The organism is Paenibacillus sp. FSL K6-4396 (assembly GCF_038002525.1).
GTDB lineage: Bacteria > Bacillota > Bacilli > Paenibacillales > Paenibacillaceae > Paenibacillus > Paenibacillus amylolyticus_B.
On record NZ_JBBOCR010000001.1, the window covers coordinates 6,898,944 to 6,921,633 of the forward strand.

General features: G+C 46.8%; 23 protein-coding genes. 8 read left to right on the plus strand and 15 right to left on the minus strand.

Features of this window, described 5'->3' with window-relative positions:
- Window positions 1-56: 56 nt before the first annotated feature.
- The 3 genes from MHB85_RS30110 to MHB85_RS30120 form a co-directional block, all read right to left on the minus strand.
- The gene (locus MHB85_RS30110) at window positions 57-938 is read right to left on the minus strand and encodes a carbohydrate ABC transporter permease (protein WP_076213874.1); all 882 of its coding nucleotides are present in this window, start codon (window positions 936-938) and stop codon (window positions 57-59) included.
- Window positions 939-967: 29 nt separating this feature from the next.
- Window positions 968-1,885 (minus strand): ABC transporter permease, encoded by a 918-nt coding sequence (locus tag MHB85_RS30115; protein ID WP_036612224.1) that lies wholly within the window; start codon window positions 1,883-1,885, stop codon window positions 968-970.
- A gap of 354 nt (window positions 1,886-2,239) precedes the next feature.
- Complete coding sequence (locus MHB85_RS30120) at window positions 2,240-3,043, minus strand: helix-turn-helix domain-containing protein (protein WP_181155515.1); 804 nt, start codon at window positions 3,041-3,043, stop codon at window positions 2,240-2,242.
- Between the two features lie 117 nt (window positions 3,044-3,160).
- On the opposite strand from MHB85_RS30120, the gene MHB85_RS30125 reads away from it, so the two are divergent.
- Together MHB85_RS30125 and MHB85_RS30130 are read left to right on the plus strand one after the other, a co-directional pair.
- The gene (locus tag MHB85_RS30125) at window positions 3,161-4,384 is read left to right on the plus strand and encodes an MFS transporter (protein WP_105600453.1); all 1,224 of its coding nucleotides are present in this window, start codon (window positions 3,161-3,163) and stop codon (window positions 4,382-4,384) included.
- A 78-nt stretch (window positions 4,385-4,462) separates the two neighbouring features.
- Complete coding sequence (locus MHB85_RS30130) at window positions 4,463-5,245, plus strand: ABC transporter ATP-binding protein (RefSeq protein WP_105600455.1); 783 nt, start codon at window positions 4,463-4,465, stop codon at window positions 5,243-5,245.
- Window positions 5,246-5,434: 189 nt separating this feature from the next.
- On the opposite strand, the gene MHB85_RS30135 is transcribed toward MHB85_RS30130, so the two are convergent.
- From MHB85_RS30135 to MHB85_RS30160, 6 genes are all read right to left on the minus strand, one after another.
- Window positions 5,435-6,163, minus strand: coding sequence for a class I SAM-dependent DNA methyltransferase (locus MHB85_RS30135; protein WP_105600457.1), 729 nt, complete (start codon window positions 6,161-6,163; stop codon window positions 5,435-5,437).
- Window positions 6,164-6,316: 153 nt separating this feature from the next.
- Window positions 6,317-7,612 (minus strand): glycosyltransferase family 2 protein, encoded by a 1,296-nt coding sequence (locus MHB85_RS30140; RefSeq protein WP_091012428.1) that lies wholly within the window; start codon window positions 7,610-7,612, stop codon window positions 6,317-6,319.
- A complete protein-coding gene (locus MHB85_RS30145) occupies window positions 7,605-7,748 on the minus strand; it encodes a hypothetical protein (RefSeq protein WP_181155516.1) in 144 nt (47 codons plus the stop codon). The genes MHB85_RS30140 and MHB85_RS30145 overlap by 8 nt, the downstream gene beginning before the upstream one ends.
- A gap of 18 nt (window positions 7,749-7,766) precedes the next feature.
- A complete protein-coding gene (locus MHB85_RS30150; RefSeq protein WP_105600460.1) occupies window positions 7,767-8,642 on the minus strand; it encodes a diguanylate cyclase domain-containing protein in 876 nt (291 codons plus the stop codon).
- Window positions 8,643-8,770: 128 nt separating this feature from the next.
- The gene (locus tag MHB85_RS30155) at window positions 8,771-9,877 is read right to left on the minus strand and encodes a glycosyl hydrolase family 8 (RefSeq protein ID WP_105600462.1); all 1,107 of its coding nucleotides are present in this window, start codon (window positions 9,875-9,877) and stop codon (window positions 8,771-8,773) included.
- 84 nt (window positions 9,878-9,961) lie between these two features.
- Window positions 9,962-10,402, minus strand: a complete 441-nt coding sequence (locus MHB85_RS30160; protein WP_223200024.1) for a MarR family winged helix-turn-helix transcriptional regulator — start codon at window positions 10,400-10,402, stop codon at window positions 9,962-9,964.
- Between the two features lie 225 nt (window positions 10,403-10,627).
- Here MHB85_RS30160 and MHB85_RS30165 point away from each other — a divergent pair, with 225 nt between their 5' ends.
- Window positions 10,628-11,068: a GNAT family N-acetyltransferase gene (locus MHB85_RS30165; RefSeq protein ID WP_105600463.1), complete on the plus strand. Its 441-nt coding sequence runs from the start codon at window positions 10,628-10,630 to the stop codon at window positions 11,066-11,068.
- 172 nt (window positions 11,069-11,240) lie between these two features.
- Here MHB85_RS30165 and rlmN read toward each other — a convergent pair whose 3' ends face one another.
- The 3 genes from rlmN to greA all read right to left on the minus strand — a co-directional run bounded on the left by rlmN (window position 11,241) and on the right by greA (window position 14,629).
- The gene (rlmN, locus tag MHB85_RS30170; protein WP_105600465.1) at window positions 11,241-12,335 is read right to left on the minus strand and encodes a 23S rRNA (adenine(2503)-C(2))-methyltransferase RlmN; all 1,095 of its coding nucleotides are present in this window, start codon (window positions 12,333-12,335) and stop codon (window positions 11,241-11,243) included.
- 179 nt (window positions 12,336-12,514) lie between these two features.
- On the minus strand, window positions 12,515-13,870 hold the full coding sequence (locus MHB85_RS30175; protein ID WP_105600467.1) for a sodium-dependent transporter: 1,356 nt from the start codon (window positions 13,868-13,870) through the stop codon (window positions 12,515-12,517).
- A 282-nt stretch (window positions 13,871-14,152) separates the two neighbouring features.
- Complete coding sequence (gene greA / locus MHB85_RS30180) at window positions 14,153-14,629, minus strand: transcription elongation factor GreA (RefSeq protein ID WP_047840913.1); 477 nt, start codon at window positions 14,627-14,629, stop codon at window positions 14,153-14,155.
- Window positions 14,630-14,919: 290 nt separating this feature from the next.
- On the opposite strand from greA, the gene MHB85_RS30185 reads away from it, so the two are divergent.
- Window positions 14,920-15,792, plus strand: coding sequence for an arylamine N-acetyltransferase family protein (locus MHB85_RS30185; RefSeq protein ID WP_105600469.1), 873 nt, complete (start codon window positions 14,920-14,922; stop codon window positions 15,790-15,792).
- A gap of 160 nt (window positions 15,793-15,952) precedes the next feature.
- Window positions 15,953-16,639, plus strand: a complete 687-nt coding sequence (locus tag MHB85_RS30190) for a 4'-phosphopantetheinyl transferase family protein (protein WP_105600470.1) — start codon at window positions 15,953-15,955, stop codon at window positions 16,637-16,639.
- Window positions 16,640-16,806: 167 nt separating this feature from the next.
- Here MHB85_RS30190 and MHB85_RS30195 read toward each other — a convergent pair whose 3' ends face one another.
- Together MHB85_RS30195 and MHB85_RS30200 are read right to left on the minus strand one after the other, a co-directional pair.
- Window positions 16,807-17,553: a Bax inhibitor-1/YccA family protein gene (locus tag MHB85_RS30195; protein ID WP_091012415.1), complete on the minus strand. Its 747-nt coding sequence runs from the start codon at window positions 17,551-17,553 to the stop codon at window positions 16,807-16,809.
- Window positions 17,554-17,760: 207 nt separating this feature from the next.
- On the minus strand, window positions 17,761-18,117 hold the full coding sequence (locus MHB85_RS30200) for a nucleotide excision repair endonuclease (RefSeq protein ID WP_017691590.1): 357 nt from the start codon (window positions 18,115-18,117) through the stop codon (window positions 17,761-17,763).
- Between the two features lie 673 nt (window positions 18,118-18,790).
- On the opposite strand from MHB85_RS30200, the gene pdxR reads away from it, so the two are divergent.
- Genes pdxR through MHB85_RS30215 form a run of 3 tightly spaced genes read left to right on the plus strand, consistent with a single transcriptional unit; the run spans window position 18,791 to window position 21,630 of the window.
- Window positions 18,791-20,242 (plus strand): MocR-like pyridoxine biosynthesis transcription factor PdxR, encoded by a 1,452-nt coding sequence (gene pdxR, locus MHB85_RS30205; protein ID WP_105600472.1) that lies wholly within the window; start codon window positions 18,791-18,793, stop codon window positions 20,240-20,242.
- 12 nt (window positions 20,243-20,254) lie between these two features.
- Entirely contained in the window at window positions 20,255-21,175 is a 921-nt protein-coding gene (locus MHB85_RS30210) for a D-alanine--D-alanine ligase (RefSeq protein WP_105600474.1), read from the plus strand.
- Window positions 21,172-21,630 carry a GNAT family N-acetyltransferase gene (locus tag MHB85_RS30215; protein WP_074092765.1) on the plus strand — a complete coding sequence of 153 codons (459 nt, stop codon included), beginning with the start codon at window positions 21,172-21,174 and terminating at the stop codon, window positions 21,628-21,630. The genes MHB85_RS30210 and MHB85_RS30215 overlap by 4 nt, the downstream gene beginning before the upstream one ends.
- A 132-nt stretch (window positions 21,631-21,762) precedes the next feature.
- Here the strand turns inward: MHB85_RS30215 and MHB85_RS30220 are convergent, their stop codons facing one another.
- A complete protein-coding gene (locus tag MHB85_RS30220) occupies window positions 21,763-22,548 on the minus strand; it encodes a glucose 1-dehydrogenase (protein WP_076251972.1) in 786 nt (261 codons plus the stop codon).
- Window positions 22,549-22,690: the final 142 nt, after the last annotated feature.

The window sequence follows — 22,690 nt, forward strand, 5'->3', positions numbered from 1 at the left end:
CTTGGTATGAACCATTCTGAACTCCCTTGAATGACATGACACTTAAGCAATAAAAGCTATCCTTTCACGGCTCCGAGGGTGATCCCCTTAACGAAGTACCGTTGGATAAACGGGTAGATCGTAACAATAGGCAGAATGCTGACCACAATGGATACATAACGAACCTGAAGGGAGGAGACCGCCAGCGCACCAGATGTCATCGTACCGCCCATCTTCTGCATCACTTCCGGCGAAGCCATGATCAGCACCCTTCGCAGGAACATCTGTAAGGGCTGCATATCCTGTTTGCCCAGATATAATAGGGCCGTGAAAAAGTTGTTCCAGTGGAATACCGCATAGTACAGCGTAAGCACAGCCAGTGTTGGCTTGATGATCGGAACCGCCAGACGATACAGCATTGTCATCTCATTGGCCCCGTCTATACTGGCACTTTCAAAAATCTCATTCGGAATGCCTTCAAAGGCCGAGCGGCAGATCATGACGTTAAACGTAATCACCAGCACAGGCAGCACCATGACCCAGCGGGTATTGTACAGCCCAAGCGAGGTAATCAGCATGTAGACCGGAATGAGTCCACCCGAGAAATACATGGTGAAAGCGATGAAAAAGTTCAGCTTGCGACGCAAGAAAAACTGCTGTCTGGATAACGGAAACGCGGCAAGACATGTTGCCACAATATTCAACAGTGTACCTACAACGGTGTACCAGAGGGTGTTGTAGAACGATACCCATAACTCCTTGTATTGCAGTACCATTTGGTAACCTGACAGGGTAAAGCCGACGGGCCACAATACAACTTTTTGTTTGTCGATGGCATCCACCGAGCTGAATGAAATGCTGATGACGTACAGAAAGGGATACAACGTGACAACAACCGCCAGTATGGTCAGCAGGTAGACACATCCGTAGAACAAACGGTCACTTTTCGATTTTTGCATACAGGTCTCCTTTGGTCCGGGTTATAGTCTTACCAGAGTGACATCTTGGTCAGGCGGCGGGTCATGGAATTGGCAGCAAACACAAGCACAAAAGTGATAATGGAATTAAACAGGCCGACCGCTGTGGCGAAGCCGTAATTCTGGCCCTCAATCCCCATCCGGTATACATAGGTGGACAGGACATCAGCCGTTTCGTAGGTGGCTCCGTTGTAGAGCAGATATACTTTCTCGAAGCCTACGCTCATAATGCCGCCAAGCGACAGAAGCAGAAGAATGACAATGGTTGGTTTGATACTGGGAAGGGTCAGGTGCCATAGCTCCTGGAATTTGTTGACGCCGTCGATTTTGCCGGAATCGTACATTTCGGGATCAATGCCCATAATGGCTGCAATGTAGATGATGGAGCTGAAGCCAAAGCTCTGCCAGATGTCGGAACTTGTGAAGATGGTGCGGAACCAGCTGGCATCCATCATGAAGTTCACTTTTTCCATGCCCAGACTCGCGATGAGGGTGTTCACGATACCGTCTGTTGGTGAAAGGAAGTTAATAATCATACCGGCTACAACAACAGTGGAGATGAAGTGAGGAAGGTACGTAACCGTCTGGGCAAATCGCTTGAATGTCCGGTTCTTGATCTCTACAATGCAGACAGCGAATAAAATCGGAATGGAGAAGCCGAACAGGAGTGGCAGAAATGCAAGCAAGAATGTGTTGCGCAGCAGCCGCCAGAAGTAAATGGAATTCACGAACTGTTCGAACCAGCGCAGTCCCACCCACTCCCCGCTGAGCATGCCCTGCCCCGGCAAGAAATTACGAAATGCCAATAGCACGCCAGGCATCGGAAGGTACATGAAGATGAGGTAATACAGAAAAATAGGCGAAAACATCAGTAGCAAATATTTATCCCGTCTGATCAGGCTGAACAGGGTGGACATGCGTTTTTTCAACGTGAAACACTCCCCTTCGCTACATAATTACAACGTTTGAATTTTTAAATAAAAAAGAATTGTCATTTCACTGATGTATTTATTATTATTTCATTCACATTTTGTAACAACCTATATTATTCTGCATAATAACAAGATATTAGCTTGGATTGGTCCTCCTCACACCGTATTTCTTTCTTTTTAAGACTTGCCATAAACATAATTACAACGTTGTAATTTTAATCTAAATGTATACGCTTACATAAACTTTTTCCCATCTTAGCAAAGTCTCCATCGTTTGGCAACAACAAAAATCAGTGTCATGCTGTAACGTACTAAATACAGTCTCGCATACGCGAGACTGCCCATTAAAATCTACACCTGATTCCGATATTGCATCGGTGTCATAACATACACTCGCTGAAAGGCTCTATATAACTGGCTGACGCTGGAGAATCCCAGATCATAACTGATGGTGGTTACCGAATCCGTCGTATGGCGGAGCCTCCTGGACGCTTCTTCTACGCGCAAATTCAGCAGATATTGATACGGTGTTGTTCCCGTAAGAGCCTTGAAAGAACGCATAAAATGATGCCGACTCTGATGCGCAACCATCGCCATCGAATCAATATCCATTGGACCTGTATAGGCACTGTGAATGTACTCCAGCACCCGGCGGAGATGAGGGTCCATACATGTAGGATTATCTACAATCGCTTTTCCATTTTCCTGCCCCATCAACATGCGCCTTAGATACATCTCGACCGCCAGTTCTGTTTCCTGTACTTGGAGCGAATCCGGCATGTCATCTACCAAAATGGAGTTCCAACCTCGGAACAGACTACTGATCTCCGTTGGATCAAAAGTATGGGTGGGTCGAAACTCAGCTTGTCCGCTACTAATCTCCCCACTCGCGTAACTGCCTAATGGCGGTTTACGGAACTTGATCACGATGACAGCCGAATCCGAACCTATTTCAAAATAATGCTCAGTCTGAGGATGGGCAATAATCCCCATGCCTGCTTTCAGAGGATAATCATACCGTTCCTGCACCAGATAACATTTACCTCTGACCGGCAACGTTAGCTGATACCAGTCATCATGCACATGCGGTTCATTCGCGAACCCTCCGGTAGCTTTCCATAATTCCAACCCATTTAACGTCATGTTTAATTCCATCGTTTCCTCACCTGCTGACATTATAGCAAATCGTGCTCACTTTCCAAGCACTTTTCACAAAGACATGATCTGCCCCCATCTTTTATCATAGAAAAAAATAATTCGAGGTGATCTCCCATGGCTCAGGCCACTTTAAGCAAAATGCAAATCAACTCCTCCGCCAATTGGGCACTCGCCGGAGTCAGCTTCGCCCATCTGCTGAATGATGCGATGCAGACCGTGGTTCCGTCTGCTTTCCCGTTATTCCAGCAGACCATGCAGCTCAGTTTCGCCCAGATGGGCTGGATTGCCTTCACCCTGAATATTACCGCATCCGTCCTTCAGCCCCTGGTCGGTTATATGTCAGATCGCAAACCCATGCCGATTCTGCTTCCCGGAGGCATGTTATTCTCCCTGATCGGTGTGCTCGGCTTAGCCTTGTCTTCCGAGTTATGGATGCTGCTTGTGTCTGCAGCACTGATTGGCATAGGCTCATCCATCCTACACCCCGAGTCCTCACGCGTGGCTCATATGGCAGCAGGCCGTGGACGTGGAATGGCGCAATCCATCTTCCAGGTGGGAGGCAACACGGGACAGGCTATTGCTCCATTACTGGTCGCCTTCATCCTGCTGCCGCATGGGCAGCGTAGTTTTCTATGGCTGATGGGCTTTGCCCTGATCGGCATCTTCATTCAATCTATTGTCAGTCGTTGGTACAGAGACAAGCTTGCCGAGACTCGCATTCGTCAGCAACAACCTTTAAAATCAAGCGGCGCAGAACCAATAGCTCGACCTATGAGCAGGGGATTCATCGCTTTTACAATGGGAATTCTCATCCTGCTGTTATTCTCCAAATTCGTATATATTGCTGGCATGACCGGATATTACGCCTTCTATTACGCGGATGCATATGACTTGCCTCTCTCCCAGGCACAGATCTGTCTGTTTATCCTGCAATTTGCAGGTATGGTCGGAACCTTACTCGGCGGCCCACTCGCTGATCGTTATGGGCGTAAACCGATGATCTGGTTCTCCATTGCAGGCACTGCACCGTTTTCGCTCTTGTTGCCCTATGCAGGACCTGTCTTGTCCATGGTATTGTGCGGAATGATTGGACTAATCCTGATGTCCGGCTTCAGCGTCATCATTGTTTATGCACAGGAGCTGCTTCCTCGTCATATTGGAACGGTATCCGGGTTATTTTTTGGCCTGTCATTCGGAATGGCTGGACTTGGCTCGGTTGTGCTGGGTTCCTTAATTGACGTGACCAGCATTTCGTTTGTTATCAAGTTATGTTCGTTTCTGCCACTGCTTGGTGTGTGTGCTGTATTTCTGCGCAAGGACCAACCAAGAACAGCATGATAACCGTTGAAACCTTTTTCGTTTTGTGACTACAATACACCTAGGAGAATTGAGGATAACAGAAGGAAGGAATAACGCATGATTATTGATGTACAGCATGTCACTTGGAAAAGGGGACCTCTTACCCTGCTGAACGATGTAAGCTGGCAGGTTAATGACGGTGAACACTGGGCGTTGCTTGGCCTGAATGGCTCTGGCAAAACAACACTCCTGAACATGATCACCGGGTATCTCTGGCCAACTGAAGGCAAGATATCCGTGCTGGGCCATGAATATGGCGATGTGGATCTGAGGCAGCTCCGCAAATCCATCGGCTGGGTCAGTTCGTCTCTGCAAGAGAAATTGTACGGCACGGATCGCACACAATATGTCGTAATCAGCGGCAAACATGCCACCATTGGCTTGTATGACAAGCTATCGGATGATGATCTGGATGAGGCACAGGGATTGATGCAAACGCTGGGCTGTCAGCACCTGTGGGATCGCGAATATCGTACCTGTTCTCAAGGTGAGAAACAGAAACTTCTTATTGCCCGAGCACTCATGGCCAATCCGCGCGTACTCATTCTGGACGAGCCTTGCAATGGACTGGATCTGTTCTCAAGAGAGCGATTGCTGGACAGCATTCGTGAACTATCACAGCGTCCAGATACCCCTTCACTCATCTATGTCACCCATCATACCGAAGAAATATTGCCCGTGTTTAGTCACAGTCTCTTGCTTCGTAGGGGTGAAATCGTGAATAGCGGACTAACGAGCGAGCTGATGAACACCGAAGTGCTGAGCAACTTCTTCGAGGCACCTGTGGAAGTTGATCGGCACGGGGAACGTGTGTATGTTAGAGCTGCGGCGGATTCATAATTACGTGGTTATACACAGCACACGCAGCATAGGTGCAGTAACTTAACAGTAAAAGCCCAATATCTTATCCACATGTGGATAGATTTTGGGCTTTTTAATGCTATATCTAGTGTTATCCACCGTTTTCTGTGTAGAACTTTCTACTTTTTGAGTATAACTCAGCTATTCCATCTGTTTCTTCTCCGCAATCTATTTCCGGGCAGCCAGGAACAGAAACAATGGAATGCGCTGCCTGCGCAGATAGGTTTCCTCGTTTACAAAATAAGCACGTTGTGGTGCTGACTCGCGCAAATGTTCTACACGGAACCCTGCCCGCTGCAATGCCATAAAGTAGGATTCAATGGAACGATGCATCTTTTTTACAGAACCGCCCAGCCACTGTTGCTCACGAAATCCTTCCACAAAATACTGATCAACTACCCAGTCCGTTCGTGTCCCGGAAGGTTGCAGTGTGGACGTGATCACAGGATGTTCTACCGAGAACACAAATGTCCCGTTCTCTTTCAACGTATTGTATATGTTCCGGAACAGGCTCTCCACATCCTCAATATAGTGAACAGCCAGTCTCGATATCACCAGATCGTACACTTCGGCCGGGTATGTCCAATCTTCCATGAACGCTTGCTCAATCCGGGCATTCCATCCTTTTACGGATTCGTTAGCTGCCTGAATCATATTCACCGAACCCTCAATTCCCGTATACGTCGCACCTTCGCGCTCCCTGCTCAGCAATTCTGCGGCGAACCTTGCATCTCCACAACCGAGGTCCAGTATATTCTTGCCAGAAACATCTCCGATCAACTCCAGCATCACCGGCTTCTCCAGTGTATCATTGGCGTTCTCCTGCCACTTGCGACGTTCCATATACTTCTCAAAGTTCGCCTGATCATCGTAAAAATCCGATCCTCTGTCCTTCATTCGGTGACCCTCCATTTCGGATAAGCATGATCCTCTTTACAGCCTGTATGAGTATACAGAATATGGATGTGCGTGGCTATAACAAAAAAAGCTGTTGTCTGGAGTTATCCAGCAAACAGCCTTGCTGCCTTACACTTCTACAATTTTCGCCGCTTAGCCAAAACGTTCTGTTTTGTACCATTTGCTCTCGCGTTTCCGAATCTTGTCCATAATCAAGGAGTAGAATGCCTTGATCGAGATCAGGATGAACAGCTGTGCATACGTGAAGTAGGACACGCAGGCATAGATGAAATTACGAGTATTGCTCTGTCCAATATCTGCGGCAAGTGCCAGATTGATCTGTAACACGTAAATAAAGTACATGAGTGCCCAACCAATGACAAGGAAGACATACGCATCGCCGGCAAACTGGAACGGTGAACTTACCTCTGGTTTAAATATAGCAATGACCTGATAGACCAGATTCACGAGAAATATAATATCCGATACAATAATCGCAAGCATAAACCAGAAATAACTGACGGCATAATAGATAACCAACAACTTATTACGCCAACTGGAGCGGTTAAACAGGTTATGGATATTATCCAGTACCACCTGGTAGTTCCCCTTGGCCCATCGTTCGCGCTGCTTCATGTATACACTAAGCTGTTCCGGCTCCTGCTGATAGGCTTCCGCTTGCGGCGCCAGTGCCACAAACTGTCCGCGATTCAAAATCTCGAATGATAGTGCCGTATCTTCTGTGATGGCTGTCACATCCCAGCCGCCAATTTCCCGAATCAACTCGGTTTTGATAATGTAATTCGTTCCCGGAATGGAACCCAGCTGGAACAATTCCCACAGGCCCGTGTGATACACACGTTGCGAAGTAATAATCTCCAGATTGATGCATTTGGAGAGGAAATTCTGCCCTCTGTTGCGTGCTTTGTTTCTGCCAAAAACCACGCCATATTGTTCAGGGTTCTCAAGCGATTTTTGGGTCAAAAACATTAATGAATTCCGTTCAGGTGCGGCATCTGCATCAAAGATACAGATCCAATCACCCGTGGCAATTTCCAATCCGTCATTTAAAGCCCCGGACTTGCCACCTGTTCCTTTACGCTCCATTACTGTCACATTGCGATGCATATAACTAGTCTGACTGAGAAATGATCTCAGCTTCTCTGCGGTATCATCTGTACAGTTATCCGCTATAACGATGACCTGTACCTTGTCCTCCGGATAATTCAACCGCAGGATGTGCTCTACCGTCGCAACAATGACCAGACCCTCGTTGTGCGCAGGAACCATGACCGTAACGGTTGGATAATGGTCCATATCTTCAGGGATCTGAATCCCTTTTTTGTCCTGTTTATTAATAAAGCGAATTGCACCTGCCATAATAACAATCGACTCGAATACGGCAATCCAGATACTGAATATGGATAATATTAATATAAAATCAGCCACTTACCTTCCTCCGATCATACTTGCGAATAACTCTCGATCGAAAGCGAAGGGTTGCAATCGTTAACCAAATCGTAAATACCGCAAATATACCACTGACGGCGATACAGATCGGGATGAACCAGGACATATAGTCCACTGTGTATTCTCCTTCCCTTTATATATACTCTCCGATAAGATCGGTCTCCGTGTTTCGTTCTAGAGCTGCAATCACCGCATCAATGTCATCGTATTTGCTGAATTGCTCCTTCTGAAATACCAGAGCACCGGAGCGTATCACTGTTTGCAGCTCATTTCCCTTTTTATCAATAATTTGAAGATCCATGATGGCTTTTTTGATCCGCTGTGTCAGAAGTGGAAGATATTCCACATTCACCATTGGACATATGATGACAAAACGCCCACGATCCACGAAAAATTTGTAATCCTCATACCGAATCTGCTTCTGGATCGTACCCGAGATTTCAAGCAGAAACTGTGCATACCGGACTGAACCGAGAGATTCCATCACCAATGGCAAGAATTCAATCTTGAACATGGCAATGCTGAATCCATACTTTTCGGAGTATCGACGCGCAAGGTTACTATGTTTGATTAACGTATCTGCCAGAGCTCCTTTATTCCCAAGCGAGGTATCCAGATCGATTTCAGGGTTACGATCCTGCATATCCTGGAGACGCTCCACTACACGCGCACTGCGCAGCAGACTTGCCTTGATGAACGCAGCCACGGCAACGTTGGCCGGGATGAGCAACCACCAAGAGAATACAAGCACATTTGCATCAGCGTAAGTAACAAGCCACACAAAATATGAGACCAGATATACAAACCCCGCCACGACGGATACGCCAACAGGCAGAAAAAGACCAAAAACCAAGGCACCCAGCGACACCATACTAAAAATCATATCCCCTGTAGTGTAGCTCTGATCCATGTACACTTTAAGATAAATCATCAGTTGCTGCATGAGGGCTAGTCCAATTAAAAGGGCATATCCCCACGCAATACGACGGGTAGGTGCTTTATTCCTCATAGTTCCTTCTCTCCGTTGAAGTTTTAGAACTCTCGTTCAAACGCACTTCTCTTAAATTGCAACAATTTATGACATGATTAGACAAAACTATGCTAACACATTGAAGAATTTATTAAATGACAAAATCATTACTTTTTAATGCTTTTCTGTAAATTAATTTCTCCCAACAAAGGAAACAGATTATCAAACAGATGTGTGTTGCCGTCAAATACATATCCACCTGAATAACGAGAGTCCTGACTACGCAATGTAATCATATGGTTATACAGCTGTTTGGCCCACTTTGGATCACCTGAACGTACAGCCAGTAAGATGGCCAGGCCGTATACCGATGAAGATTCATACGAGACGGCAGGTGTGTGTGATTTTCGCTTATACTGTCCGGGCAGCTGATGCCGGGTGCTGAACTCCTTTTTCAAAAAAGAAATGAGCTTGTCCGGTTTGCGGTCGGTCACCGTTAGATGATTCGCCACGATTAACTGGTCGATCAGATTCACCGTATCATCATAAGTATATTCTTTACGGACCACATCGTAGGTCTTCGGATAGAACAATTCATCCTCAGGCATCTTCATCAGTATTGCTTCGTATTTCGCGTAGGTTCCGGGCTCCACCACTTGATGTTTTTCCATCGTCTGAAGAGACGGGAGATCAACATAAACCAGGCTTAACGTATCTGTGGAATGACCACTTGCAAAATCGTGGAAATCCACCAAATATCCTCGCTGCTGAGCCGACTGTGTTAAGGCACGGGAAATGGCGGCTGCGGTCGTAAGCTTCGTCTCTCTCCCTTGCTCCCACTGATCTGCAGCCTGCAATAGGGCACCAATGATACGAAGATCATCGCCAAGTGCATTGGTCGTTACATGGGATTCACCTTTGGCATCCAGCTTCCAGGCTATATAAGGATCTGGCGGCGTGAGAAAATAGGTCTTCAATTGCTCGTAGCTCTGCTCAAACAATACCTGATTATCACTATCTACGGCATACTGCATCCACAAGCCAAGGGACTCGGACAATGCCTCTCTGCCTGCAACAGTATCTGCCTTCTCTGATGTTGCATCCTGCAAATACGTTGCCAGCGTACCGTTCGGGTTGGTCATATGATCTTCAATAAAAGAAACTGTCGGGGATACTCCATTCATCAGGAAGCGCTCCCTTAGTAACAATATGCTTGCCACTGTAACAGTAATCAGCAGCAACACCAGCCATGTTCGTTTTTTTCGGAATATCATCCTAACGCCATTCCTCCTGCTTGTGTACGACAAAGAAACAACAACGCCCCTGGTTGAGGATTTCAACCTATCTAAAGTGTGCACTTATTCTTCACTATCCATGTACGATCTTCGTCCACCCTTTTTGACAAATTTCCAGTCCACTTCAATATTATGACGCATCCGTCTAAGAAGATGGATGGCTGTCTCGATCTCTTTCTCGGTCAGACCATCCAGAGTCACCTGATCCGAATGTACGCCCTCTTTACGAATGAATTCCCATGCTTCAAGCCCAGCTTCGGTTGGAAACAACACTTTATTCTTTTTATTACCCATTGCCGGCTGTTTAATAATGAATCCATCGGATTCGAGTTTGCTAATGGCTCTGGCCGCCGTTGTACGATCCACTTTGATCAGTTCAGCAAGCTGATTCGGAATGATGCCCGGATTCTCACAGATTCGATACAGATAAAGATATTGTCCACGGGACAGGTTCAGATGCTGAAACTCGACATTACTGATTGAATCCAGACAGCGGGCAATCATACCAATTTCACGCAGCACTTCTTTTTTCTCAGTCAACACGTTCACGCCCCTATAAAATTGTTGCATTCGCAACATAAATGATGGTATAACTACAGTTGAAATTGATTTCAATTTTAAACATATATCTCAAACCGTATACATGGAACGAAAATCGTTCCACATTCCTGTTATGTACCAGTTTATCACGTCAGGATAACATTACGATCACCCAAAGGAGAAACATTCATGAATACAAGGATTGTTGAAGTTAATAATCAGGAATTGCTCGATGCCTGCTTCGCCATCCGTACCGCTATTTTCGTCGAAGAACAAGGCGTGCCCGCAACGGATGAATTCGATGCTTATGATACATTAGACGCGGAGGCGCGCCACATTCTGCTCTACGTGGACGGTGTGCCTGCTGCTTCCTCCAGACTGCGCATTGTGGAACAGGTCGCCAAATTGGAACGGATCTGTGTCATGTTTGATTACCGCAAACACGGCCTGGGCCGCGTGCTGATCGACAAGCTGGAGCAGATGGCTGTTGCTGATGGTCTTGAGAAAGCAAAGCTGCACGCACAGGTACAAGCTTCCGGTTTCTACGAACGTCTCGGATATGCACCAGCGTCGGAAGTATTTATGGAAGACGGCATTCCCCATCTGCTAATGACCAAAAAACTTAAATAATGACGCTCCAAAAAACGCCTCCGTCATCACTTCTCAGTGATATACAGAGGCGTTTTGCATTCAGGCAACACATTCATTAGTGAATCAACAACGATAAATGGCACGTACAAAGTAAAGGCACTAATTATAACAACCAAGTATCCTAACTTCCTTGCCAGATCCGCATTGTTTCTTATCCCAGTGCCAGACGGCCTGGCTCGGATTCGGCAGCGCTGTTCTTCATTTGTTTACTGCGCAACTGTCCGCAAGCAGCATCGATATCGGTACCATGTTCCATACGTACAGTGGAGTTGATGTTGTTCTTTTTGAGCGTATCATAGAAGCCCAGAATTGATTCTTCTGTACTCCGTTGATACTGACTGTGCTCATCCACCGGGTTGTATGGGATCAGATTCACACTGACCATACTTCTGCGACTGGACAACAGTTCAGCGAGCTCCGCGGCATGCTCACGTTGATCGTTAACATCACGTAGCAAGATGTACTCAAACATGATGCGTTTGTTGGTTTTAGCCAGATAATAATCCACCGCATCCATCAATTGCTCAATCGGGAAAGCCCGGTTGATCTTCATGATGTGTGTACGCAGTTCATTATTAGGTGCATGCAGAGAGATCGCCAGGTTGACCTGCAGACTGCTGTCTGCAAATTCCTTGATTTTGTCCGGAAGGCCGCTCGTGGATACAGTAATCCGTTTGGCGGCAAGTGCCAGCCCTTTGCGATCCTTGATGACTTCGATGAAATCACTCATGTGCTGGAAGTTATCGAATGGTTCACCAATACCCATCACTACCACGTTGGTTACCCGCTCGTCTTGACCCGCTGCATCCAGATGTCGCTGCACATGCATAATCTGCTCCACAATCTCTCCAGCTGTCAGGTCACGGCTCTTCTTGATCAGACCGCTCGCACAGAAGCTACAGCCAATATTACAGCCCACTTGTGTGGTCACACAGACAGTAAGTCCGTATTTTTGCCGCATCAATACCGTCTCAATCAGGTTGCCGTCCTGCATCCGAAGCAGAAATTTCACGGTACCATCTGCCGATTCCTGCTTCACATGTTCGCTCAGCGAGTTCATTGTGAAATGCTCAGAGAGAACGTCCAGACATTCCTGACGGACATCGGACATCGCGGGAAAATCGTGTACACGCTCTTGATATAACCATTCCCAGATCCGGGATGCACGGGATTTTTTCTGCCCATGCTCCGGTAGCCAGGAACGTAATTGCTCTAATGTTAATCCATATATGGATGATTTGTTCATTGTATAATCCTCTTTTCGCAAGAAAGCATATGGCTTATCGGTCCTACCCAAAAAACCTCTACTCCGTATTGTCCCAAAATTGACGAGGGAAAACAAGGGCTTTTGCATTTCTTCCAAGAGGTTTTATCCATGTTAAATCTGCACAATAGACCATATTTCACCCTATCGGGCCTTCACCATTAGAAGTGAATGATGCCGGATGTGTGCAGTAGAACCAGCAGAACCAGGATCGGAGCTACATAACGCAGCATGAACAGCCACACCCGGAACCATCCGGAACGCAGGCCGGAAGCTTCAGCAGCCGTTTTCCAGAAGTATCCGGCAAAAATCGTCACAAGCAGTCCACCTACAGGCAGCAGGATGTTAGATGCTACAAAGTCCATCCAGTCGAACACACTCTTCGATCCAATCGTCCATTCAGGCAGCAAGCCAATCGACAATACCGAAGGGAGTCCCACGATGAAGACCGCTAGTGAAATAACCCATACCGCACGACTGCGGCTCCAGGACAAACGTTCCATGAAATATTTCACCGGAACTTCCAGCAAGGATACTGCTGACGTCAAAGCCGCAATAGCCAGCAGTATGAAGAACAATCCGCCAAACAGGAATCCAAGAGGCATAGCTGAGAAGGCTGCCGGAAGAGCCACAAAGATCAGTGACGGTCCTTGGTCCGGTGCAATACCAAACGAGAATGTTGTTGGGAAGATGATCAGACCCGCAATGAATGCATAGATCAGGTCACCTGCACCAACGGCGACGGTTGCCGCACCGAGAGATTGATTTTTATCCACATACGAACCGTAGGTTACCAGAATACCCATCCCGAGTGACAGGGAGAAGAAGGCATGTCCAAGCGCTACCAGTGCGGATTCTGTTGTAAGCTGCGAGAAGTCCGGATTCAGGAAGAAGGATACCCCAGCACCTGCACCCGGCAATGTAACTGCACGAATCATCAGGATAATAAGCAGTACAAGCATAGCTGGAATCAGAACTTTGTTGAATTTCTCGATTCCGTTGGATACCCCTTTGGCTACAATCCAGCCTGTAATTAGGACCGCGACCAGTTGCCATACAATCGGCATATAGCCACCTATAAAGGAGTCGAACTGACCGGCATAATCCGGATTGTCAAACAACGTGCCGCTGAAAGACGTAATCGCATATTGCAATGTCCAGCCAGCAATAATGACATAAAAGGACAGGATGATAAATGGCGTTAATACTTGCAGCAATCCGGCTGCGAGCCAACCTTTATGTCCACCTGCTTTGATAAAAGCAGTAGCTGCACTACCTCTGCCACTGCGACCAATCGCAAGTTCAGCCAGGAGCACTGGCAGACCGATGAGTAACAAACAGACGATGAAGAGCAGGAAAAACGCTGCTCCTCCGTTCTCACCCGTAATGTACGGGAATTTCCACATGTTGCCCAGACCAACCGAACTACCAATGGCTGCAAGGATAAATCCAGCTTGGGAGAAGCGTTCTCCTTTGCCAGCGTTGTCTTGATTTAGATTAGGCTTACTAAAATTCATCGTATCTACTCCATCACTTTAAAGTTTTCCCGTAATTATATACTACTCACCTTGTCAGGTCATTCGAAATTCGAAATTTGTCGAAATGTTATTTTTTTACATAAAAAACATACGGAAATCTTCATCTCATAAGTTCCTTAAACACAGTATGTGATAAAGTCCGTTAGTCCAACCGTATGAAGTTTCAACAAATCCTTATTCCCAACCGTTCAAAGCCCAATAGAATTAAAAAGAGGTGTCCCCTCAGCCACTTGGATGACTGGGAGCACCTCTCTTTTTAAATTACACTTTAATTTGAAGTAACTCGTACTTGATAACGCCCATCGGAGCATTGACATGAATGACACTGCCCACTTCTTTGCCCATTATCTCTTTGCCCAGCGGGCTCTCGTACGAAATTTTATTATTCGCAACATCCGCCTCGGCAGGGCCAACCACTTTATATTCAATCTTCTCGGCGAACTCAATGTCATTAAGCAACACCGTCGATCCAATGCTCACTTTGTTGGAGTCTATATTGTCTGAAGAGATGACTCTTGCTTTTGTCAGCATCTTCTCCAAGATCAAAATTCGGGTCTCCATAAAGGCCTGATCATCTTTGGCTGAATGATACTCACTATTTTCCTTCAGGTCACCGTAACTGATCGCGAGTTTCAGACGAGCTGCCAATTCCTTACGCTTCACCGTCTTCAAATCCTTCAGTTCGTCCTCCAGCTTTTCCAAGCCTTCCTGTGTCAAAATCACTTCATCATTAGCCATTTTTCCATCTCCTAATCCTGCTATCTATCTATATTCTAACCTATATCCACTCCAAAGGGTTAGCATACCCCGGAAAAAGAAATAGCCCAACCATATATTGTATTTCAATGAAATCAGAACCATGTCCATCTCTTGAGATGAATTTCAAGGCTTTGTTCAATAATTGTACCGTTACAATTGGCTCAATTGATTATGTTGTTTTCATCCGTTCACTTTTACAATGAACTCAGGGCAGCAGAAGTTTATAAAGATTTGGGCTGCAGCCCACTATATGACGTGAGGTGATCTGTATGAATGAACTATTGAATACAGCTGAAATACAGGCCTATCTGAAACGGATCGGCATAGATGATATAAAGGAACCTACACTGGAATTCTTATTTGAACTCCAGCGAGCACATGTACAATATTTATCTTGGCAAACGGTCGATATTTTTGCAGGTCGTCCTGCGGGAATCAGTCTTCCAGATTCAACTCAGCTTATATTACAGGGACGCAGCGGCTACTGCTTTCATCTAAATGGTGCATTTAGTGTTCTTCTCCGATCACTGGGTTATACGGTTGATTGGCATCGCGGTGGAGTACAGCCTCATGGGGAACAACCCCGTGTGAACTCATTCCATCTCGGTCTTTCTGTGCTTCTGCCGGATGCTGACCCGACAGTTGAACGCTGGATTGTAGATGTAGGTCTCGGCGGAATGCCCTTTGAACCTCTGCCACTTCGTTATGGAGCCTATGGTTCAGCTCCGTTCACGTACCAATTGATGCCATCATCTGTTGTGGCGGGGGGATGGCGGCTTGAGTACGAGCCGAATGGGCCAAGTGAAGGTGTGGACTATGCTCCTGAAGCAATTACCAGCCTAGAAGAGTTCATTCCCAAACATGAATTCTACAGTCGGGCGGCCGAATCACCTTGGCATAACGCATTTTTGCTTCGTCAGCGAGATGAGATCCGCAGTCATGAACTACGTGGATGTATGCTTCGAACACATGATATCGAAGGAATCCGGAAAACGGAGATCCAGAGTTATACCGAATGGCGTAACGTATTAACTGAAATATTCCATGAACCATTGGTGAACTACAGCGAACTGGAATGCCAGGACATGTGGGAACGAGTTCAGGCTGCGCATACGGAATGGAAACGAGTACAGGAAGCATGAAGAGGAAGATGCAGAATCTGAGGCCTTAACATGAAAAGCGACACAACCGGCTTGCTTATTAGGGGCATCCGTATAGTGATGATTTGGGAGGAAGAGTTGAGGGTCCGTTCCATATAAAGGAAAGTTATTGATCCACGCCGAATACGTACTCAGGTGATAAATGATGATAACTATTTGTGTGCTCCAAGTTCCAGAAGTATTGCCCGAGGCGAACTGGAACCAATTGCTGTCGCAAGTTTCTGGCGAGCGACGTGCCCAGGCTTCGCGTTTTTTGCGTCAGGCTGACGCGTATCGCTCCGTGCTGGGAGAGATATTGACTCGTGTGACTTTGAGCAAGTTGACTGGACTGAGACATGCTGAGCTTTCTTTTACCCATAACTCCTATGGCAAACCTTCGCTCATTCACCATTCGGATGTACCATTCAACGTCTCCCATTCTGGTGATTGGATTGCGCTAATCTCTGGCGGTACAGATGAACTGGGCGTAGATGTGGAAAAAATAGCTCCAATTGACATGCAGATTGCTGAGCGTTTCTTCTCTCCTAAGGAGAGCCAGTTCTTGGCTGCCGAGCCTGACGACCGGCGGCTGGAGACCTTCTACCGTCTATGGACGCTGAAGGAAAGTTATATCAAGGCAGTCGGTATGGGCTTGTCCATACCGCTGGACTCCTTCGCCATCCTACCTAATGAACGGAAGGAATGGCATTGCAAACAGGCCGGGACATATCTCTTTCTCAGTCAGCGACTGGATGATGGACATATGCTTGCGGCATGTTCTGCTGGGGGAGAGCTGCCGAGCAAGACGGAGATTGTAACCTTGGAGGATCTGTATAAAGAGTTAGTATAGAGTGGTGCTGGGCCTCAACGAGTTTGGATCAGCTGAGTTTTGTAAGAGGTTAACATCGAACATGCCCTGGCTAATGTTAATCAAAAAAGCTAACGACGTGAGTATCACGCGTTAGCTTTTTAGCTTTAAATCCACACTCCGTTTACGTCTCTGACGTATGGATAGAACTAGTCCCGGCTCCGCAATTTTCCAAGCAGACGGATGATCTCAATGTACAACCATACCAGTGTAACCATCAATCCAAATGCACCGTACCACTCCATGTACTTGGGTGCCCCACGTTCAGCACCACCCTCGATGAAATCGAAATCAAGGACCAGATTGAGGGCAGCCACAATGACGATAACGACCGAAATACCAATGCCGATCAAGCTGTTATCATGCAGATAAGGAATCGAAATTCCGAAGAAACTCAGTACAAAGCTCAGCAGATACATGATCATGATACCGCCGGTTGCAGCCACTACCCCAAGCTTGAAGTTCTCCGTAGCTTTGATCAATCTGGTTTTGTATGCCACCAGCAGAGCGATGAATACAGCCATGGTCAGCAGGGCCGCCTGCAAGGTAATTCCGTTATACAGGGACTCATAGGTTGCAGAGAGTGCTCCAAGGAACAGGCCTTCTGCCACGGCATAGACAGGTACGAGATAAGGTGCCGCTACGGGTTTGAACGAAATCACAAGTGCCAGAATGAAACCAACAATTAATCCGCCATAAGCAAGCGGCATTACTTGTTGTCCGTTAAAGAACATCATCCAGGTTGCAAATGCACTGCCCAGTAGAATCACAAGCGTAATAAACGCTTTGTTCACCGTGCCGTTGATCGTCATGTAATTCTGATACCGATCTTCTCCATATCCTCTGTTTTCAAACGTGCTGTCTTTAAGTGTAGGGTTACCGCTACGACCGATCAACACAATCACCTCTTCATATGTATTTGGTATATCTGTGATACTAAGTTTGGGTTTACTACGTTTCAAATTCTACAAGCTACTCCCTCAAAAAGATCGGGAGGCACCAGAAGGAATCGGATGCAATCCTTCGATTACATCCTTACCTACTGGCGCAACACTTAGGACATATGTCCCAGACATTGCATGTTCATGTGCTTTTTAAGCGTCTTATTTGTACAAGACTTTATCTACATTGTATTTCGCACGCATCGTGTTGATGATATACGTCTCATAAATTTCACGATCTACCGGATCTTCAACCAGGCATACTTCAATCTTAGTTACTTCTTCGCGGTGATTCTTCATTGGTGATACCGTGTCTTCAAAATGCTTTTTGATACGTGGTCTTAATTTACGTGCTTTCCCGACGAATAACAACTCTCCAGCGGCATTGTAAAACATGAAAATCCCGCCTAGTTCCCGGGTAATCAGGTGAAAATCAGTAAATCCATAAATGTGGCTAAGCTGTGGATCAACCTGCTTTGTAATGGTTACATCCGGTGTTGGCACGGTAATATTAATCAATAGGCTCACTTCCTCATTATCTATAGGTTTACATCCTATCACATATTATAAACGGACACCATTTCATTCTATATGAAGTACAATTCACGCAATTTTCGCTATTACGACAAATATTTCAAAAAAAAGGTTAACTTCCCTGATTCAAAGTGGTACTATAGGGGTATGAGGAAGAAATTGGGCACTGAGACATACGTCTTTATATCTACCTCCGTCTATTGTACCCTATGATTGAAACTCTTTTTCATGCTGAATTCTGTTACGTGATCACGACAAGAGTACAGTTAGCAAGAACCCTAGCTTATAGATTGTAGATTCATCATCTAATCGACCCTTGCAGCAAGCAAACCTAGAAAGACCTAGATTCATGATTCACTGTAGATTTTAAGTATCACCTAGAAAGCCTGCAATTATAGTCGTACTGAAGTTAATAGACACACGTAGAAGGTCAGATAGCTATCGATCCTAGAGAGACTAGTCATGCAATACAACTGTAGAAATTATAGCAGCAGTACTATAGAAAATGGATCAAGTTTCACCACCAGGCCCCGGCATACTGCCAGGGCTTTTTTGCGTTTGTGCGAACACCCAACCACACGCTCAGGGAAACAGAGGTATCGTGGTTCTTTCTGCTGGGTTTATAATATGGCAAGATACCAATAGAGGGAGTGATGGGATGTATTCCGATCTGCAACTGACGGAGGACCGCCCTGTATATATACAAGTCAAAGATTATATGAAGCGATTGATGCTCAAAGGCGGCCTGCAAGCCAAACAAAAGCTGCCCTCGACCCGTGAACTCAGTACACTCATGAAGGTTAGTCGCAGCACGGTCCTGCTCGCTTATGCCGAGCTTGAAGATGAAGGTCTGATCTATGCAGTCAAAGGCAAGGGCAATTACGTCAGTGCCTCCATCGAAACACCTGAGGCAGCAGCGAACTGGGAACTGGACTGGACGACAGAGGTAAGCGAGTATGCCATTCAGGCAGAGCAGTACGATCTGATGAAGCATGGCTCCGGTGCAGAGCGCGGTGAGATATCGTTTACCAGCATAGCACCGGATGAAAAGCTGTTTGATCTGCACAACGTAAAGCGGGCTTTTCTGGATCGCATGTCACTTGAAGGCGAAGTACTGTTGAATTACGGATATGCGCAGGGGTACAGACCGCTGATGAACTATTTACTACGTTATATGGAGAACAAAGGTGTCGATCTCCGTGGCAAGGACATCCTGATTACTAACGGATTCACGGAAGGTTTCGATCTGGTGCTTGGAGCGTTGCGCAAAAAAAGCGGAAAAGCGCTCTGTGAGAATCCAACGCACCACACGGCGATTAAAAATCTAAAATTGCACCAGTTTCAACTGACCGGTGTGAATATGGAGCCGGATGGCCTGGACTTGAAACAACTGGAACATGAACTCGAGACAAGTCCATATGATCTGGCGTATCTCGTGCCATCCTATCACAATCCAACCGGGATTGTGACGTCCCCTGCAAAACGGGTAGAGATCATCCGGTTGATGAACAAGTATCAGGTACCCATCATTGAGGATGGATTCAACGAAGAATTACGCTATTCCGGTTCCCACGTATCTCCCCTGATTGCCAGCATGGGCAAAGGCAATGGACTGGTGTATCTGGGCAGCTTCTCCAAAGTCCTGTTCCCAGGCCTGCGGGTAGGTTGGATTATTGCGGATGCGGCGCTGATTGATTATCTGGAGAGTATGAAACGGGCACGCAGCATCCATACCTCCACGCTGGACCAATCGTTATTGTATCAATATCTGAGCAACGGTAATTTCGAGAAATATTTGAAGCGTGCTCGCACAGAGTATAAGCGAAAATATGAATTGGTTGTGCGTTGCCTGAAGCAGCATCTGCCAATGTGCCGGATTTCCGGTGCGGGTGGTCTGCATCTGTTCGTGCAGTTCCCTTCCCAATACAGAACCCGTGATCTGCTGGCGGCCTGTAAAGGAAAAGGTGTAACGTTCACACCAGGGGATACCTTCTATCTGGAACCCGGTCAGGGTGTAAACACGATGCGTCTGGGTTTCTCCAGAGTGAGCGATGAGAATATACGTAAAGGCATTCGCATCATTGGCGAGACAGCAGCTCAAATGAGATAAGGAGGATTTCACATGAAAGTTGGCGTGATTATGGGCGGTACATCTTCAGAGCGGGATATTTCCCTGCTCACCGGACAGGAGATGATTGCAAACCTGAATAGAGACAAATACGAGGTTATACCCATTGAGCTGAATACCAAGCGTGATCTAATCGACAAGTCAGCGGGGATCGATGTGGCACTGCTTGCCCTGCATGGCAAATACGGCGAAGACGGTACTGTCCAGGGCACATTAGAATCTCTGGGTATTCCCTACACAGGCTGTGGTGTGCTGGCAAGCAGTGTATGCATGGATAAAGACATGTCCAAACAGCTCATGCAGCATGCGGGTGTACTTACTGGAGAATGGCTGCGAGTGAGCCATATGGAGGAACTATCCTCTATTGCTGTTCAACAATTAACGTACCCCGTGGTGGTCAAACCCAATTCAGGTGGTTCCAGCATTGGTACCCAAGTGGTTAAGGAGGCATCCACCCTACCCGCCGCTGTAGAGGCTGCCCTCGTCTGGGATGATACGGTGATGATTGAACAGTATATCGAGGGTGAGGAGATCACCTGTGCCATTCTGGATGGTAAGATGCTGCCGGTGATCTCCATCCGTTCAAACGCTGCGTTTTTCGACTATGCTTCCAAATACGATGACCACGGGGCCGATGAGCAGGTTGTACAATTGCCTTTGGACCTTCACAATCGCGTCGAAGCAGCGGCCTTAGCCTGTTATCAGGTGCTCAAATGCAGCGTCTACGCTCGTGTGGATATGATGATTCGGGAAGGCATGCCGTATGTCCTTGAAGTGAACACGCTGCCGGGTCTTACCCGTAACAGTCTGCTGCCCAAAAGTGCAGCAGCTGCAGGCATTTCTTTTGCAGAGCTGCTGGATACCATTATTGAACTTTCATTGAAGGAAAGACCCAAGGAGGATACAACATTATGAGCCTGGATGTGACGATTAGACATAGTTCCACTACCGATCTGCAGGATATGGTCATTCTGATGGACCAACTTGGTTATCCCACCACGTACGCCGAGATGGAAGAGCGCTATACCCATATCTCTGCGGACGCAAACTTTACTACACTGGTTGCTGAAGCACGAGGCCGCGTAGTTGGACTGATCGGATTACAGACGTCTTATCTATATGAAAAGAACGGAAGACACTGCCGTATCTTGGCATTGGTTGTACACGACCAGTTCAGGGGCTCAGGCATCGGCCGTCAGCTCATTCTTGAAGCCGAACAATGGGCAGCCACACATAACGTGGATTCCTTGTCTCTGAACAGTGGCAATCGCCCAGAACGTGAAGCTGCACATGAATTCTATCGCCAGATGGGCTTTATAGCCGGGAGTACCGGGTTTAGCAAAAAGCCACAAATTCTACAGCACACTTAACCTGCGGGATACGTGATACGCCCCCTTGAATATCAAACCAAAAAAAGAACGCCCCAATCCGCACATTGGCGAAAAAGGGCGTTCTTCAGTATATATCTATGCTGCATCGATGTGCTGTTGATGATTATGGGATCAATATTTGGCTGACTGCGCACCATCAATCGGAATAATGGCTCCATTGATGAATGGTGCTTCGCCAGACAGCAAGAAAGCAACGAGGCGCCCTACTTCCTTCGGTTCACCCAAGCGCTTCGCCGGGTTGTCCTTCACGAACTCTTTGGATGCTGACTCCCAGTCATTCGGATTGATCTGTTTGAACGAACCGATGACCATATCTGTCAGAATGGCTCCAGGTGCAATTGCATTAACGCTGATTCCATGCTCGGCGTATTCAATCGCTGCATCTTTGGTCATGCCGGCTACGGCATGTTTGCTCGCTCCGTAGGCAACCAGGTTTGGCACGGCGCGAATCCCACCAACAGAGGATGCGTTCACGATGTAGCCTTCTCCCTGTTTTTTCATCACAGGTAGAACGTGCTTCAACCCAAAAAATACACCCTTCAGGTTGATGTCGATAACTTTATTGAACATCTCCGTCTCGTAGTTCTCGATCAGGTTCTGCTTGCCTTCAATGCCTGCATTGTTGAAAAATGCATCGATACGCCCAAATTCATTGACCGTATCACTAACATACTTCTTTACAGCTTCTTCGTCCGATACGTCACCTTCAATTAGCAGAAATTCGGCATGCTGTACCTCTTCCGAGATCACACGCTTGGTCTCTTCCAGCGCCTTCATGTTCACATCCACCAGGGCAAGCTTAGCCCCTTCACGTGCAACTTCCACAGCAGCTGATCGTCCAAGACCGGAGCCACCGCCTGTAATCAGGACCACTTTACCCGCAAATCGTTCAGTCATAATCTATAGACCTCCCTTTGCTGTTCTGACATCCTCCATACGTAAATACCCATTTCTTTATTTGCTCTAATCTAACGGGGAACAGTTACAGCCATCATCTCAACCAGATTAGTATGCTTCCGTATGTGCCCTGGCATTCCTC

What these genes read in the sequence shown, in the direction of transcription:
- MHB85_RS30110 (WP_076213874.1), bottom strand. Translation starts at nt 938, where the DNA reads ATGCAAAAATCGAAAAGTGACCGTTTGTTCTACGGATGTGTCTACCTG.
- MHB85_RS30120 (WP_181155515.1), bottom strand. Translation starts at nt 3,043, where the DNA reads ATGGAATTAAACATGACGTTAAATGGGTTGGAATTATGGAAAGCTACC.
- MHB85_RS30125 (WP_105600453.1), top strand. Translation starts at nt 3,161, where the DNA reads ATGGCTCAGGCCACTTTAAGCAAAATGCAAATCAACTCCTCCGCCAAT.
- MHB85_RS30130 (WP_105600455.1), top strand. Translation starts at nt 4,463, where the DNA reads ATGATTATTGATGTACAGCATGTCACTTGGAAAAGGGGACCTCTTACC.
- MHB85_RS30135 (WP_105600457.1), bottom strand. Translation starts at nt 6,163, where the DNA reads ATGAAGGACAGAGGATCGGATTTTTACGATGATCAGGCGAACTTTGAG.
- MHB85_RS30150 (WP_105600460.1), bottom strand. Translation starts at nt 8,642, where the DNA reads ATGAGGAATAAAGCACCTACCCGTCGTATTGCGTGGGGATATGCCCTT.
- MHB85_RS30155 (WP_105600462.1), bottom strand. Translation starts at nt 9,877, where the DNA reads ATGATATTCCGAAAAAAACGAACATGGCTGGTGTTGCTGCTGATTACT.
- MHB85_RS30160 (WP_223200024.1), bottom strand. Translation starts at nt 10,402, where the DNA reads ATGATTGCCCGCTGTCTGGATTCAATCAGTAATGTCGAGTTTCAGCAT.
- MHB85_RS30165 (WP_105600463.1), top strand. Translation starts at nt 10,628, where the DNA reads ATGAATACAAGGATTGTTGAAGTTAATAATCAGGAATTGCTCGATGCC.
- rlmN (WP_105600465.1), bottom strand. Translation starts at nt 12,335, where the DNA reads ATGAACAAATCATCCATATATGGATTAACATTAGAGCAATTACGTTCC.
- MHB85_RS30175 (WP_105600467.1), bottom strand. Translation starts at nt 13,870, where the DNA reads ATGAATTTTAGTAAGCCTAATCTAAATCAAGACAACGCTGGCAAAGGA.
- greA (WP_047840913.1), bottom strand. Translation starts at nt 14,629, where the DNA reads ATGGCTAATGATGAAGTGATTTTGACACAGGAAGGCTTGGAAAAGCTG.
- MHB85_RS30185 (WP_105600469.1), top strand. Translation starts at nt 14,920, where the DNA reads ATGAATGAACTATTGAATACAGCTGAAATACAGGCCTATCTGAAACGG.
- MHB85_RS30190 (WP_105600470.1), top strand. Translation starts at nt 15,953, where the DNA reads ATGATGATAACTATTTGTGTGCTCCAAGTTCCAGAAGTATTGCCCGAG.
- pdxR (WP_105600472.1), top strand. Translation starts at nt 18,791, where the DNA reads ATGTATTCCGATCTGCAACTGACGGAGGACCGCCCTGTATATATACAA.
- MHB85_RS30210 (WP_105600474.1), top strand. Translation starts at nt 20,255, where the DNA reads ATGAAAGTTGGCGTGATTATGGGCGGTACATCTTCAGAGCGGGATATT.
- MHB85_RS30215 (WP_074092765.1), top strand. Translation starts at nt 21,172, where the DNA reads ATGAGCCTGGATGTGACGATTAGACATAGTTCCACTACCGATCTGCAG.
- MHB85_RS30220 (WP_076251972.1), bottom strand. Translation starts at nt 22,548, where the DNA reads ATGACTGAACGATTTGCGGGTAAAGTGGTCCTGATTACAGGCGGTGGC.